Genomic DNA, 14285 nt, shown 5'->3' with positions numbered 1-14285 from the left:
GTCGCCGCATGAGCCTCCGTGACCGCGCCCCCGACGCCCTCGCCGGAGTGATGGGCGTCGTGGGCTCGCTGCACTTCGTGATCCCCGGGACGATGGCCGAGACGATCCCGTCGCAGCTGCCCTACCGCCGGGAGCTCGTGCTCGTCAGCGGCGTCGTCGAGGTCGGCACCGCGATCGCGCTGCGCCGCCGCGTTCCCGGTGCCGGACGCTTCGCCGCGCTGACGCTGCTGGCGATCTGGCCCGCGAACATCCAGATGGCGCTCGACGCCGGCTCCGGCAAGCACCCCGGCCCGGCCGACGACAAGCGGCTGATGTGGGCCCGCGTGCCGCTGCAGCTCCCGCTGATCTGGGCCGCCCTGCAGGCCGACCGGCCCGGCGCCCGCCGCTAGCGCTCCGGCGCGGCCTCCAGCGCGAGGAGCACCTCGACCACCCGCTCCGGGGTCTCCCACACCGGGGAGTGCCCGGACTGCGGGATCCGCACGACCGTCGGCCCGTCCTCGAGCGCCTCGTAGCGCGCGACGGTCGCCGGGTCGACGCGGCCGTCCTGCTCGCCGAAGACGATCGTCACCGGCACGTCGAGCGCCGCGACCCGCTCCGGCAGCGGCTCGTCGTGGACGTAGTGGTCGATCGCCAGCGTCGCGTCGCGGAACGTGCGCCAGCGCGCCGCCCCCGCGGCGGCGAGGAACACGTCGGGGACCTCGGTGCCAGGCGCGAACGCGGTCCGCAGCCCGTCGCGCCGGACCCGCTGCGGCAGCACGCGCCACAGCAGCGGCCCGAGCCCCGCCACGGTCAGCAGCCGCTCCGGGCCGCCGCGCGCGGTCAGCCGCGACGCGAACGTCGCGGGAGCGTTGATCGCGACGACGTGCGTGGCGAACGCCGGGTCCTGCTCGGCGACCGCGACCGCCACGAGCCCGCCCATCGAGTGGCCGACGAGCACCGCCGGGCCGGCGGCGACGTCCCGCACGTACCCGGCCATCTCCTCGATCGACTCGGCGCCGGGGTTGGCGGCGTCGGTGCCGTGACCGGGGAGGTCGGGGACGAGCACCTCGTGTCCGGCCGCGCGCAGCGGCCCGGCGACGCGGTCGAGGGTCCGGGCGGAGCACAGCAGCCCGTGCAGCAGGACGAAGCGCATGGACGGATGGTCCCCCATCGCCGCCTCTCAGGGTCCTCTCAGGAACTTCTCGACCGGCTCTTACGCGCCACCACGAGGCTGCCCCGCATGTTCGTGGCGGACGCTCCGGCCCAGACCCTCACCGTCCTCGTCGTCGAGGACGACCCGGAGCTGCGCGTCGGCGTGGCCCGCGGGGTCGCCGCGGCCGGCTGGACCGCGCTGGTCGCCGGGGACGGGATGGAGGCGCTCGCCGTCCTGCGCGAGCAGCGCGTCGACGCCGTGCTGCTGGACCGCGGCCTGCCGTTCGTCGACGGCCTGGAGACCTGCCGCCGCCTGCGGGCCGCGGGCGACCCCGTCCCGGTGGTGCTGCTGTGCGACCGCGACGGGATCGACGACCGCGTCGCCGCCCTCGACGCCGGTGCCGACGACGTCGTCGGCAAGCCGTTCGCGCTCCGCGAGGTGCTCGCGCGCGTCCGCGCGATCCACCGCCGCAGCACGCGCGGCAGCGCGCCCGCGCCCGTCGAGCGCTGCTACGCCGACCTGCGGATCGACCTCCCCGCCCACCAGGCCTACCGCGGCGACCGGCTCCTGCAGCTCACCCGCACCGAGTTCCTGCTGCTCGACCAGCTCGCCGCCAACGCCGGGCACGTCATCGAGCGCTCGCAGCTGCTGCTGCGCGTCTGGGGGTACGACTTCGGCGCCGAGTCCAACTCGCTCGGCGTGTACATCGGCTACCTGCGCCGCAAGACCGAGGCGGCCGGCGAGCCGCGCCTGATCCACACGGTCCGCAACGTCGGCTACGTCCTGCGCGAGCCAGGCTGATGCGCGACGTCGCCCAGGGACCAGGCGATGAACCACACGCGCACGTCCACGTCGCTCACGCTGCCGCCGCCCTCGGCGGCGACCGCGGCGAGCTCGCCGGCCAGCGCCGCGACCGCGAGCGGCGGGATCGCCCGGGGCAGCACCGTGGCCAGCAGCCGGGCGGCCAGCACGGCGGGATCGGGCTCGTCCCGGGCGACCGCGAACGTCTCCCGCACGGTCAGGAGCTCCTCGGTCAGGAGCTGCGCGAGGCGCCCGCGGTCGGCGTCGCAGCGCGCGGCCAGGCGGCCGGCGCGATGGGCGCTGCCGGGGATCGGCTCGCCGGGGCGCCGGCGGCGCGCGGGGGCGTCGGGGACGTGCATGACCCCATGACGCGCGCGACGCCCCCGGCGTTCGTGAGAGCCACCGAAGAACGCGCAACCGAAGGATCGCGTAAGAGCGCGGCGCCGCTCCTGACGTGCGGCCCGGTCGTCGCGTCCTCAAGGCACGGTCTCGGACACCGATGTCCAGGACCGCCACCCCAACACCCAAGGAGAGCGATGTCCATCACCAGGAAGGCCGGGGCCCTCGCCCTGGTCGCCGGTCTCGCCGCCGGAGTCCCGACCGCGGCGCAGGCGGACCGCGGGGACCACGTCAAGGCCCCCACGCGGATCGCGTCGAAGCTCAAGAGCGCCGAGCGCGCGCTCGAGCGCGCGCAGGACCGGGCCGACGACGGCGAGACCGCCGGCGCCGTCTCGAGCCTGACCGCCTCGCGGCGCCACCTCGCCTCGGCGACCGGCTCGGCCGTCAAGCGCGTCACCGCCGCCGCGAGCACCGGCGAGGCCGCGGCCGCCGCCGTCACGCGCACCGACCACCGCATCGTCGGCGGGGCCGCCGCGATCCTCGACGGGGCCGGGGAGGACGTCTCGACCGCCGCGACCACCACGATCGACGCCGCCCTCGACGGGCGCGACCGCATCGTCGCCGCGATCGCCGCGCTCGGCGAGGACGACAAGGCCGACTACGCCGACGTCCTCGACCGGATCGTCGAGCACGCCGACGACGAGATCGACGAGCTCGCCGAGACCGCCGCCGACGACGAGCTGACCGACGCCGCCACCACCGCGCTCGGTGAGGCCGCGACGCAGATCGCCGCCACCCGGACCGCCGCCCAGGCCCAGCTCGACGCCATCGAGGGCGCCGACGAGGACAGCGGCTACCCGACCGACGACAGCGGCTACCCGACCGACGTCGCCGACCGCCCGAGCGGCGACCGCGGCGACTGCCCGCGTCCGGGCGGCCGCCCGCACGGCCCGCGCCCCGGCGCCGGCCAGCAGCAGCCCGCCGACGATCTCCCCGCCGGGAGCTACGGCACCTGATCGACCCGCGGCGCCGGGCCCGTCCCGGCGCCGCTGCTTCACCACCTCTTCAGTCCCTCCGCCCCCAGCCGCCGATCGAGACACCATGACCCCCGTCCGCCTCCTCCGTGCCACCGGTGACGACGCGCTGGCCCGCCGGGCCTCCCGCGGCGACCACGAGGCGTTCGGCGTGCTGTTCTCCCGTTACCAGCTGCGGCTGGAGCTGTACTGCCGCTCGATCCTGCGCCACGACGAGGACGCGCGCGACGCGACCCAGAACGCGATGACGAAGGCGTTCCTGGCGCTCGACGGTCGCGAGCAGGACGTCGCGGTCCGCGCCTGGCTGTTCCGGATCGCGCACAACGAGTCGATCTCGCTCATGCGCCGCCGCCGGCCGACCGCCGAGCTGGCCGAGGAGCTCACCGAGAGCGGCGCCGCCGGCTGCGCGCCCGCGCCGGCGGAGACCGTCGAGCTGCGCGAGGACCTCGCCGCGCTCCTGGAGGGGATCCGTGGCCTGCCGCCGCGCGCCCGCCAGGCGCTGCTGCTGCGCGAGCTCGCCGACCTCGACTACGCGTCCGTCGGCACGGTGCTCGGCATCTCCGCGGGCGGCGCGCGGCAGGCGGTCTTCGAGGCGCGCACCGCGCTGCAGGCCGACCGCGCGGGCCGCGAGGCGCCGTGCGAGAGCATCCGCCGGGAGCTGTCGGAGGCCGATCACCGGCGCCGCCCGGCCCGGCACGTCCGCGGGCACCTGCGCGGCTGCGCGTGCTGCCGCGACTGGTCCACCGCTCTGGACACGCGCCGTCAGCGGCTGTCGGTGCTGCCCGGTGCCGCCGGGCTCGCCGGCGGCTCGCTGTGGGGCTGGCTCTCCGGGGCGCTGGGCGTGGGCGCCTCCGGGACCGCGGGTGCGGTCGGCACCTCCTTCGGCGGTGGTCTGGCGCTCAACGGCAAGGCGGTCGCCGCGCTCGCCGCGGTCGCCGCCGGCGCCACGCCGGTCGCCGTCCACGAGGTCGAGCGCCGCGCCGCCCCGAGCCCCGCCGAGACCCGCGCCGCGACGTCCGGTGCGCCCGCGTCGCCGGCCGACGGCGCGACCGCGGCCGTCGCCCGTCCGGCCACCGCGACGCCGGTGCGGACCGCACTGCGCACGACGGCCGCGCCGCGCACGCTCGCGCCGGTGGCCGCCACGGGGACCGCGGCGCCGACGCGCGACCGTGACGCCACGCCGCGGCCGGAGGCGGACCCCGACGGCCGGGGGACGGCGCAGGACCGCCCGGCCGGCAGCCGCCGCGACCGCGACGCCTGGTCGGGCGACGCACCGCTGGGCGCCGACGCGGAGTCGGACGGCGCGCACGTCGCCGGGCCGGGCTGGAGCGGTCCGTCCGCCCGCCGGGACGGCGCCCGCCGCGGCGACGACACGACGACCCCGACCCCGGACGCGACCGCCGACGACGAGCGCCCCACGTCCCCGACCGGTGCGGCGCGGCCGGCCGGTCAGCGGCCCGCCCGTGGCCCCGGCGCCGGCCGCCGGCCCGCCGCGACCACCACCGAGGCGACCGCCGGGACCGACACCGCCCCGGCCACGACGACCACCGACGCGGCACCCGCGACCGCGCCCACGCAGCCCGCCGCGGACGCCGACGCCGACGCCGACGGGGACGACGCGTCGGCGACCGCCGACCCCGCCACCGAGGAGACGCCGTGAGGCGCCCCGCGCTGCTCGCGCTGCTCCTCGCGCTCACGCTCCTGCCGGCCACCCCGGCGGCCGCGCTGACCTTCGGCCTGTCCGACCAGCAGGTCGACAGCTGGAAGGACCCGCGCCTCACCGCGCTCGGCCTGCGCCAGGCGCGGCTGATCGTCCCCTGGGACGCCGCGACCTCCGAGCCCGCCCGCGTGCAGGCCTGGCTCGACGCGACCGCCGCCGCGGGCATGACCCCGCACGTGGCGTTCCAGCACCTGCGCAGCGAGCGCTGCCCGTCCGCGCCCTGCAGCGCGCCGTCCCGCAGCCGCTACCGCGCCGCCGTCACCGCGTTCCGCTCCCGCTTCCCGCAGGTCACGACGTTCACGACCTGGAACGAGGCCAACCACCGCAGCCAGCCGGTCGCGAGCAGCCCCGAGACCGTCGCCGGCTACCACGAGGAGCTGCGCTCGGTCTGCCCGAGCTGCACGATCGTCGCCGGGGACGTCCTGGACTCCGGCGGCTACGTCCGCTGGCTGCAGCGGTTCCTCGACGCCAGCCCGACCCCGCCGCAGCTCTGGGGCCTGCACAACTACGGCGACGTCACCTACGACACGACGACCGGCACCGACGCCGTGCTCGCGACCGTGCCGGGCGAGCTGTGGATCGAGGAGACCGGCGGCATCGTCACGCTGCGCTCCAGCCAGAACGGCCGCGAGACGCTCCGCACCGACGAGACGCGCGCCGCCGCGTCGGTGGAGCGCGCGTTCGCGATCGCCCGCGCCCGCCCGCGGATCACCCGCATGTACCTCTACCACTGGCGCGGCCGCACCGGGGACCCGTTCGACTCCGGGCTCATCCGTCCGGACGGCAGCGCCCGGCCGAGCTACGCGGTCGCCCGGCGCAACCTCACCCCGACCCCGACGACCACCCCGACCGTCACCCCCACGGCCGCGGGGCCCGCGGTACCGCGCATGACCGTCACCTGGTCGCGGGCCCGGCCGGCCCAGCTCGTCGTGCGGCTCGCGTGCCGCGCCACCACGGGCGTGTGCCGGGGGAGCGCCCGCATCGCGCTGCGCACCCGCGCGCGCACCGGCGCGCGCGCCGTCACCCGGGTGCTCGCCACCCGCCGCTACGCGACGACCGCCTCGCGCCGCACGGCCACGCTGCGGATCACCGTCCCGGCCGCCCGCCGCCGGGCCGCCCGCCGCGCCGCCACGCGCGTCGTGCGCGCCACCGTCACCCCGACCGCGCCGACCGGCACCCGCACCGTGCGCGAGCGGTCGCTCGCCCGCCCGCGCTGAACGGGCGCCCCGTCCCTTCCGGCCGGAGGATCCGCACCCCCCGAACGGACGGCCATCGGCCGCCGGCGGCCGTTCCGGGACCGGGGCTCGCGCCGCTCCTCGCTAGCCTCGGAGCACGTTCCGTCGTTCCCCAGGAGTCCCGATGCCCGCACGACCCGCCGCCAGTCCGTCCACCGCCGCCGAGGCCCGCGCATGAGCGCGCCGCTGCGGGTCGCCATCGTCGGGGCCGGACCGGCCGGGTTCTACGCCGCCGGCGACCTCCTCAAGGCCGGGGACGGCAGCGTCGAGGTCGACCTGTTCGACCGGCTCCCCACCCCGTACGGCCTCGTCCGCGCCGGGGTCGCGCCCGACCACCCGAACATCAAGGTCGTCACGAAGGTCTACGAGAAGACCGCCGCCAAGCCCGGGTTCCGCTACCACGGCAACGTCGAGATCGGCCGCGACATCACCCCCGCGGAGCTGCGCGAGCACTTCCACGCCGTCCTCTACACGGTCGGGGCGCCGAACGACCGCAAGCTCGGCATCCCCGGCGAGGACCTCCCGGGCAGCCTCGGCGCCGCCGACTTCGTCGGCTGGTACAACGGCCACCCGGACTTCCGCGACCTCGACCCCGACCTCTCCGGCGAGCGGGCCGTCGTCGTCGGCGCCGGCAACGTCGCGCTCGACTGCGCCCGCATGCTCGGCGTCCCCGTCGCCGAGCTGCAGAGCACCGACACCGCCGACCACGCACTCGCCGCGCTCGCCGCCAGCTCGATCCGCGAGGTCGTCATCCTCGCGCGACGCGGCCCACTGCAGGGCGCGTACACGAACCCGGAGCTGCTCGAGCTCGGGGAGATCGAGGGCCTCGACGTGATCGTCGACGCGGACGACGTCCGGCTCGACGACGCGCACCGCGCGCTGCTCGAGACCGCCGACAAGACCACCCGGCGCAACGTCGAGATCGTCACCGACTACGCCGGCCGCGTGCCCACCGGGGCGAGCCGCCGGATCGTCCTGAAGTTCTTCTCCTCGCCGGTCGAGATCCTCGGCGAGGACCGCGTCGAGGGTGTGCGGATCGTCCGCAACGAGCTCGTGCAGAACGAGGACGGCTCGTTCTCCGCGCGGCCGACCGAGGTCACCGAGACGATCGAGGCGGGTCTCGTGCTGCGCTCCATCGGCTACCTCGGCGCGCCGCTGGACGGCGTGCCGTTCGACGAGCGCCGCGGCACGATCCGCAACGTCGACGGCCGCGTCACCGAGGAGGACGGCACCGTCGTCCCCGGCGTCTACACCGCCGGCTGGGTCAAGCGCGGCCCCAGCGGGGTCATCGGCACGAACAAGAAGTGCGCCCAGGAGACCGTGCGTGAGCTGCGCGCCGACGCGGAGGCCGGCCTGCTCGCCGACCCGCCCAAGGGTGCCGCCGAGCTCGACGCGCTGCTCGCCGAGCGCGCCCCCGACCGCATCGACTACGCCGCCTGGGGGCGCATCGACGCGCACGAGGTCGCCGCCGGGGAGCCTGCCGGCCGGCCGCGCGTGAAGCTCGTCGACATCGACGAGATGGTCGGCGTCTCCCGCAGCTGAACGTGCAGGTGCACGGCGCGCCCTCCGGGGCGCGTACGCTGCGCCGATGTCCCCCGAGCCCGGCCTCTCCCGCACCCACGTCGATCTCGACGACCCGCCGCACGAGCGGTTCGTCCCGCTGCGGCGCGACCTCGGGATCACGACGTTCGGGATGAACCTCATGACCTTCGACCCCGGGCAGCAGGGGCGCATCCACCGGCACGCGATGCAGGAGGAGGTCTACGTCGTCCTCGACGGCGTGCTCGACCTCGTCGTCGAGCAGGAGACCCACGAGCTGCGCCGTGGCGACGTCGTGCGCGTCGCCCCGCAGCTGCGCCGCAAGCTCGTCAACCGCGGGCCCGACCGGGTCGTCCTGCTCGCCCTCGGCGGCAGCGCCGAGCACCGCGGCCGCGACGGGGAGGCGTTCCCCGACTGGGACGCGTCGACGCCCGCGCCGCCGCAGGAGATCCCGCTGCCCGACGACCTGCCCGCGGACGAGCGGCGCTGAGCGCCGCCCGCGCCCCGCGCCGCTACCGGCGCGGCGTCGTGAGCCGGACCCCGCGCGTGACCGTCACCGGGGAGCCCTTCGGCAGCCGGGCGGTCAGCCGCAGCCGGTAGCTGCCCGGACGCAGCCGCACGCCGCGGCGCAGCCGCACCGCGACCCGCGTGGTGCGCGACAGCCGCGCGACCCGGACCTCCCCGAGCACCCGCGAGCCGGTGGCGCGCAGCAGCGCCAGCCGGACGCTGCGCACCGGGCCGCCGCGGACCCCGATGCTCACGAGCCCGCGGCGCCGCGCGTTCAGCGTCCGCAGCGTCGACTGCAGCCGGCCGATCCGCACCCGGGTCGCGCCCGCCGACGCGGCGCCGCCCTCGGCCGGCAGCGTGCCGCCGCACGGCAGCTCGACCCGGGCCGTCTCGCCGCGCGCGACGAACAGCGGCTGAGACTGCTCGACCTTGCCGCCGTTCTCGCAGGTCAGCGTGTACTCCTCGCGGCGGCCGGCCTTCAGCTCGAACGGCCGCGTCGACGGGTTGACCCACCACTCGAACCGGCCGCTGGCCGGCACCACGGTGGTGAACTCGAGCTTCTCCGGGCTGCGCCGCACCCCCGTCGCGCCGATGCACGCGGTCGGGTCCGCGCCCTCCCCGAGCTGCAGCGGCAGGCTGACCGGCAGCGGGTCGGCGATCGCGCACACGTCGCTGGTGAGCGTGTCGAACGTCTTGGTCAGGCGCAGCGTCCGCCCGGCCGGCGCGCGGCCCGCCACCCGTGAGGTGTAGGCGGGATTGCGGGCGGCCTCCGCGGCGAGCAGGTACGCCTCGCGGATCCCCTTGCCGGCGCGCTCCCCGGTGCCCACGTACTGGTCGATCACGTGGCGCTGGTAGTTGCCGTGGAACAAGCCGTCCTCGGGACCGAGCTCGATCGTGTACCCGAACCCGCCGGTGGTCGCGTAGGTCCAGTCGTCGGTCGTGCCGGACGTGTCGTAGAGCTCGAAGCCGTACTGGTTCGTGTAGCCGGTCGCGTCGGCCATGCGCTGACCGAGCGCCTTCAGCGCCTCCTCGTCCGGCGCGAACCCGTCCGCCTTCAGGCCCGGCGGGCGCAGGATCAGCGCGGCGACGTTGTGGATCGTCAGGAACGACGTCGGGTTCACCGTGCTCGTCAGCTCGCGGACCGCCTGCGTCTCCGGCTCGGAGAACGGGCCGGTCCCCCGGTAGGTCTGGTCGTTGGGGTTCGACGACGCCCCCGGCCCGCCCCACGACGACGCGTAGTTGCGGTTCGGGTCGGTGCCGATCGCCAGCTCGCACGGGAACGACGGGACCGCGAAGCCCGGGTTGCAGTTCTTGCGCTTGTAGGAGAGCGAGCCGCCCAGCACGATCACGCCGGTGGCCAGCGAGTAGACCGTGCCGACGCCGAGCTCCTCGTCGGGATCGGGGTCGGGGGAGGCGCGCGAGACGATGAACCCATCCGCGTTGGTGATCGGCATCACGACGACGCGGACCTCGTCCAGGAGCTTCGTGATCCGCGGGTCCTTCCCGTAGCCGCGCACGAGGTCGTGGGCGAACTCCATGATCGACTCGGCCGCCGGCCACTCGCGCGCATGGTGCAGCCCGTTGAGGATGAACGTCGGGCGGCCGTCGTCGCGGCGCGCGACGTTCCCGGCGATCTCCACCACGCCGAGCTCGCGCCCCTGGAACGTGCGGCCGCGCAGCCGCACGGGCCGCGCGATCGCCGGGTGCTGCTCGACGATCTGCTTCAGCTCCGCCTGGTAGTCCTCGTAGACGCGGTACCCGGTGCGTCCCGTCGGCAGGGCGCTGGCGGGCGCCTGGCGCAGCGTCGCGGCGCCGCGGGCGGCGTCCCGGCGGCTCGCCGCGATCACGTCCGCGATCACCGTGCGCAGCGTGAAGCCCGCGGCGCGCAGCGCGTCCCGGTCGTGGTCGTCGGCGACGAGGACCTTCGCGCTGTCCGCGTCGATGTCGTGCGTGACGTCGACCCCGGTGGCCTCCAGCCGCGCGAGCGCGCCGCGGCCCTCCAACGGCACGTCGACGAGCGACAGGCGCGGCGCCGTGCGCGGCAGGCCGCTGAGGTCCAGGCGCGTGAACGTCGTCGTCAGCGACGCGGCGGCGGGGGCGGCCGCCGTGCGACGGCAGGCCTGCACCAGCAGCGACGCGCCCTCGCGCAGGGTCAGCGTGACGACCTCGTCGGCGCCGAACGCGGCCGAGGAGCCGACGAGCTTCCCGGACGTGGACTCGAACACCGCGAGGTCCCAGTCGCCGCGCGCGGCGCGCAGGCGCAGGGCGGCCTCGCCGTCGGCCGGGGCGATCCAGCGGTGCTGCGCGACCCCCGCGCCGGTGAGCGGACGTGTCACGCAGCTGCGACGGACCGCGCGCGTGCTGCGCAGCGCCGTGCGCAGCGGGCCGTCGGTGCCGAGCACGCGGACCGTCGTCGCCGGGGCGGCCGGTGCCGTGGCGGACGTCCCGGCGGAGCGGGAGGTGGCGCCGCGCTCGTGGGCGGCGGCCGCGGCCGGCAGGGCGAGAGCGGCGCAGGCGACGGACAGCGCCAGGCGGCGCGCGGACGGGTGCATGGCGGGCATCGTTCCCGAGCGGGCCGCCGGACGCAACCGACCGGGCGTCGGTGCGTCGTGCTCCCCGGGCCGGGACCGGGCGCGTGACAGGATCCGGGGATGGCGGTCGCGCTCGCGCTGTTCACCTCGGTCGCCTACGGCGTGTCGAACTACGTCGGGCCGCGGCTGGCGCGCGGCGTGTCGCTGTACCTGCTGCTGCTCGCCGGGCAGACCTGCTCGCTCGTGCTCGCCGCGGTCGTCGTCGCGGCGGGCGGCGACCCGTTCCCGGCCGCGGACGCGGTCGCGTTCGCGCTGCTCGCCGGGCTCGGGAACGCCGGTGGCCTCGTGCTCTTCTACCGGGCCGCACAGGTCGGGCCGCTGAGCATCGTCACCCCGATCGGGGCGCTCGGCGCCGCACTCCCGGTCGCCGTCGGCATCGCGGGCGGGGAGACCGTCACCGCACTGGAGGGCGTCGGGATCCTGCTCGCGCTCACCGGCGTGGTGCTCGTCGCCCGCCGCCCCGTCGACCCGGACGCCCACCCCGACGAGCACGCCGACCGCCGCGCGGCGATCCTCCTCTCGGTCGCCTCCGCGTTCTGCTTCGGCGTGTTCCTCGCCGCGATCGCCCCCGCCGCCGAGGACGCGGCCGGCTGGGCGGTGCTGTTCAGCCGCGTCTCGCTGCTGAGCGTCCTCGTGGTCTTCTGCGTGCGCCTCGGGGTCCTGCGGTCGGTCGGCGCGCGGCGCCTGCCCGTGCTCGCGGTCCCCGGGATCCTGCTGTTCCTCGGCACGTTCTCCTACGCGATCGCCACGCGCGAGGGCGATCTCAGCGTCGTGTCCGTCCTCGGGTCGCTGTTCCCCGTCGTGACGGTCGCGCTCGCGCTCGGCCTCGACCGCGAGCGGCTGAGCGCACCGCAGGCGCTCGGCGTGCTCGGCACGATCGTCGGGGTCGTGCTGCTGTCGATGCGCTGACGTCCGCGTCCGCGGCCGGGCCGTCGTACCCTGGAGGGCGTGCGACACCAGCTCCGCCCGCTCTTCGACCGCATCGTCATCAAGGAGCTCGAGCCCGACCGCATGCGCCAGTCGGGCCTGCTCGTGCCGCCCGGCACGCACGAACCGCCGCCGCAGCACGGCATCGTGCTCGCCGTCGGGCCCGGCCTGGACTGGTGGGCGCAGGCCGGGGTCGCGATGCCCGTGAGCGCCGGGGACCACGTCGTCTTCCCCGCCTCCGCGGGCGCGTGGGTCGAGGTCGACGAGGAGCGCCTGCTGGTCTGCCGCGTCGGGGAGCTCCTCGGGGTGCTCGAGCCGCTCGAGAGCCCGGACGCCCGCGGGGCGGACACCGCCACCTCCGGCTGATCCCGGGGCGCCCGGCGCCCGGACCCCGGGGGATGGCCGATCTGCCGCTCCCCGTCCCCACGATCGACGACGCGCCCGCCTGGGTCGCCGAGCACCTCGGCGGCCTGTACGCCGAGTCCCCGGGTCCCGTGCCCGTGAGCGGCGCGTTCACCGGCGGGCAGGCGGCCGCCGACGCCGCGCTCGGGCTCTACGACGTCAGCGGCTACGCGCGCACGCGCAGCGAGGTCCTGCCCGTCGGGCGGCGCGGTGCCTCCCGGCTGTCCCCGTACATCCGGCACGGGCTGCTGCCGCTGCCGCGCGTCTGGGCGGCGGTGGGGGACGGTCCCGCGCGCGACCGCACGAAGTTCCGCGACGAGCTGCTCTGGCAGGAGTACTCCCGCCACCTCTACGCGCGGCTCGGCGCGGCGACCGCGCGGCCGCTGCGATACGCGCCCGCGGTCGCGGCGGGCACGCCGTGGGAGGACCCGTGGCCGCGGGACATGGCGTGCATGGACCTCGTCGTCGGGGAGCTCGAGGACGACGGCTGGCTCGTGAACCAGACCCGCATGTGGATGTCCGCGCACTGGACCGTGCGCGCCGGCTGGGACTGGCGGGCCGGGGAGGACCGGTTCTTCACGCACCTGCTCGACGGCTCGCGGGCCGCGAACCGCCTGGGCTGGCAGTGGACGATCGGCGCGGGCACCGGCAAGGCGTACGGCTTCAGCCGCTGGCAGACCGAGAAGCGCGCCCCGGGCCTGTGCGGCCGCTGCGCGCTGCGGGACGCGTGCCCGATCGAGGACTGGCCCGACGACGCCACGGCACCCGCCCGGCTGCCCGAGCCGTCGCCGCTGCTGCGCAGCGACCCCGACGTGGAGCGCACCGCCGGCCCCAGCACGACCGCGGAGCTCGGCGAGCCCGAGGCCGTGTGGCTGACCGCCGAGTCGCTGGGGGACGAGGACCCGGCGCTCGCCGCGCACCCCGACCTGCCCGCGGTGTTCGTGCTCGACCGCGAGCTGCTCCGCGGCTGGCAGCTGTCCGGCAAGCGGCTCGTGTTCCTCGCCCAGACGCTCGCCGACCTCGGTGCGCGCCGGCCGCTGGAGGTGTGGCTCGGCGATCCCGTCTCCGTGCTGTCGGGCCGGCCGGTCGCGGCGACCTTCACGCCCGTGCCCGGCTGGCGCCGCCGCGCGGCCGCGATCCGGCCGGCGGTCGTGCACCCCTGGCCGTGGCTCGTGCGCCCGCACACCGGCTCGATCGGGTCGTTCAGCGCGTGGCGCAAGCGCGCGTCGCGGTGAGGCGGGCCGGCGCGGTGCGGCGGCGGGGTGGCGGCGGGGCGCCGGGTCAGCAGGTGCTCGCGACCGGACGGTCGAGCGTGAGCCGCGCGGTCGCCCGCGTGCGGCCGCCGATCGTGACGCGCACGACGTAGACGCCCTGCGGGAAGGCGGCGTCGTCGAGCGCGGCGGGCGTGAACGTCACGCGCCGGGTGCCCGCGCGCGGGGTGGCCCGCAGCGTGCGGCGCGCGGGCCGGCTGCGGTGCTCGGGCGCGCTCACCGACACGACCGCGCGCAGCGCCCCGCCCGACCAGCGCACGTGCGGCGCGAGCTCGGTGAACGGGATCGCCTGGCACAGCGACGCCCGACCGCCGGGCGCGACGCGCTGCTGCTCCATGTTCACCTGGGTGAGCGTGAACGCGGTGATCCGCACCGTCGGCGTCGGCGCCGCCGCGGTCGCGGGAACGGCGGAGGCGACCACGGCGAGCCCGTTCGCCGCGAGCAGCCCCCGGCCCGCGCGCGCTCGCCGGGCGCGGCAGGACGGTCGATCACGCGCGAGGGACGCCACGCCCCGCACGCTACCGCGCGGCGGCGTGGCCGAGCGCCGCCCAGGCGCTCGCGCCGCCCGTGCGGACCCCGCGCCGACCCCGTGACGCCCGTGCCACCCCGTGACACCCCGTGCCGCCCCGTGACACCCCGTGACACCCGTGCCGACCCCATGACGCCCGTGCCAGTTCTGGGTGATCTGAGTGCCACATCTGGCGTCGAGATCACCCAGTTCGACGGTGGCGGGGCGGGCCTCGCTGCTCTCCCGCGGGTTCTGGGTGATCTGCGTGCCAGATATGGG

14 protein-coding genes are annotated in these 14285 nt (G+C 76.9%); 10 read left to right on the top strand and 4 right to left on the bottom strand.

Annotated features, from left to right (window positions below; all coding sequences use genetic code 11):
- Nucleotides 1-8: 8 nt before the first annotated feature.
- A complete protein-coding gene (locus C7Y72_RS02115; protein ID WP_107566973.1) occupies nt 9-389 on the top strand; it encodes a DoxX family protein in 381 nt (126 codons plus the stop codon).
- Here the strand turns inward: C7Y72_RS02115 and C7Y72_RS02110 are convergent.
- The gene (locus C7Y72_RS02110; protein ID WP_158276578.1) at nt 386-1132 is read right to left on the bottom strand and encodes an alpha/beta fold hydrolase; all 747 of its coding nucleotides are present in this window, start codon (nt 1130-1132) and stop codon (nt 386-388) included. The two genes, C7Y72_RS02115 and C7Y72_RS02110, sit on opposite strands and share 4 nt — an antisense overlap.
- 87 nt (nt 1133-1219) lie before the next feature.
- Between C7Y72_RS02110 and C7Y72_RS02105 the strand changes: the two genes are divergently transcribed.
- Nucleotides 1220-1933: a response regulator transcription factor gene (locus C7Y72_RS02105; RefSeq protein ID WP_107566971.1), complete on the top strand. Its 714-nt coding sequence runs from the start codon at nt 1220-1222 to the stop codon at nt 1931-1933.
- Here the strand turns inward: C7Y72_RS02105 and C7Y72_RS02100 are convergent.
- Entirely contained in the window at nt 1909-2292 is a 384-nt protein-coding gene (locus C7Y72_RS02100) for a hypothetical protein (protein WP_107566970.1), read from the bottom strand. The two genes, C7Y72_RS02105 and C7Y72_RS02100, sit on opposite strands and share 25 nt — an antisense overlap.
- 177 nt (nt 2293-2469) lie before the next feature.
- Here C7Y72_RS02100 and C7Y72_RS02095 point away from each other — a divergent pair, with 177 nt between their 5' ends.
- From C7Y72_RS02095 to C7Y72_RS02075, 5 genes are all read left to right on the top strand, one after another.
- Nucleotides 2470-3288 (top strand): hypothetical protein, encoded by an 819-nt coding sequence (locus tag C7Y72_RS02095; protein ID WP_107566969.1) that lies wholly within the window; start codon nt 2470-2472, stop codon nt 3286-3288.
- Between the two features lie 85 nt (nt 3289-3373).
- Nucleotides 3374-4966 carry a sigma-70 family RNA polymerase sigma factor gene (locus tag C7Y72_RS02090; protein ID WP_107566968.1) on the top strand — a complete coding sequence of 531 codons (1593 nt, stop codon included), beginning with the start codon at nt 3374-3376 and terminating at the stop codon, nt 4964-4966.
- Complete coding sequence (locus C7Y72_RS02085; protein ID WP_107566967.1) at nt 4963-6243, top strand: hypothetical protein; 1281 nt, start codon at nt 4963-4965, stop codon at nt 6241-6243. Before C7Y72_RS02090 ends, C7Y72_RS02085 begins: the two co-directional genes overlap by 4 nt.
- A gap of 192 nt (nt 6244-6435) precedes the next feature.
- A complete protein-coding gene (locus C7Y72_RS02080) occupies nt 6436-7803 on the top strand; it encodes an FAD-dependent oxidoreductase (protein ID WP_107566966.1) in 1368 nt (455 codons plus the stop codon).
- Nucleotides 7804-7849: 46 nt separating this feature from the next.
- Nucleotides 7850-8290 (top strand): cupin domain-containing protein, encoded by a 441-nt coding sequence (locus C7Y72_RS02075; RefSeq protein WP_107566965.1) that lies wholly within the window; start codon nt 7850-7852, stop codon nt 8288-8290.
- 22 nt (nt 8291-8312) lie between these two features.
- On the opposite strand, the gene C7Y72_RS02070 is transcribed toward C7Y72_RS02075, so the two are convergent.
- Nucleotides 8313-10859: a M14 family metallopeptidase gene (locus C7Y72_RS02070; RefSeq protein WP_107566964.1), complete on the bottom strand. Its 2547-nt coding sequence runs from the start codon at nt 10857-10859 to the stop codon at nt 8313-8315.
- Between the two features lie 99 nt (nt 10860-10958).
- On the opposite strand from C7Y72_RS02070, the gene C7Y72_RS02065 reads away from it, so the two are divergent.
- Genes C7Y72_RS02065 through C7Y72_RS02055 form a run of 3 tightly spaced genes read left to right on the top strand, consistent with a single transcriptional unit; the run spans nt 10959 to nt 13462 of the window.
- On the top strand, nt 10959-11807 hold the full coding sequence (locus C7Y72_RS02065; RefSeq protein ID WP_107566963.1) for an EamA family transporter: 849 nt from the start codon (nt 10959-10961) through the stop codon (nt 11805-11807).
- Nucleotides 11808-11846: 39 nt separating this feature from the next.
- Entirely contained in the window at nt 11847-12191 is a 345-nt protein-coding gene (locus C7Y72_RS02060) for a co-chaperone GroES (RefSeq protein ID WP_107566962.1), read from the top strand.
- Between the two features lie 32 nt (nt 12192-12223).
- Nucleotides 12224-13462: an FAD-binding domain-containing protein gene (locus C7Y72_RS02055; RefSeq protein WP_107566961.1), complete on the top strand. Its 1239-nt coding sequence runs from the start codon at nt 12224-12226 to the stop codon at nt 13460-13462.
- 46 nt (nt 13463-13508) lie between these two features.
- On the opposite strand, the gene C7Y72_RS02050 is transcribed toward C7Y72_RS02055, so the two are convergent.
- Entirely contained in the window at nt 13509-14006 is a 498-nt protein-coding gene (locus C7Y72_RS02050) for a hypothetical protein (RefSeq protein ID WP_107566960.1), read from the bottom strand.
- Nucleotides 14007-14285 lie beyond the last annotated feature (279 nt).

Origin of the sequence: Paraconexibacter algicola (assembly GCF_003044185.1) — a bacterium.
In the GTDB taxonomy this organism is placed as follows: Bacteria; Actinomycetota; Thermoleophilia; order Solirubrobacterales; family Solirubrobacteraceae; genus Paraconexibacter; species Paraconexibacter algicola.
Note: the sequence above shows the minus strand (reverse complement) of the source record. Positions and strands in the feature narration are given on the sequence as shown.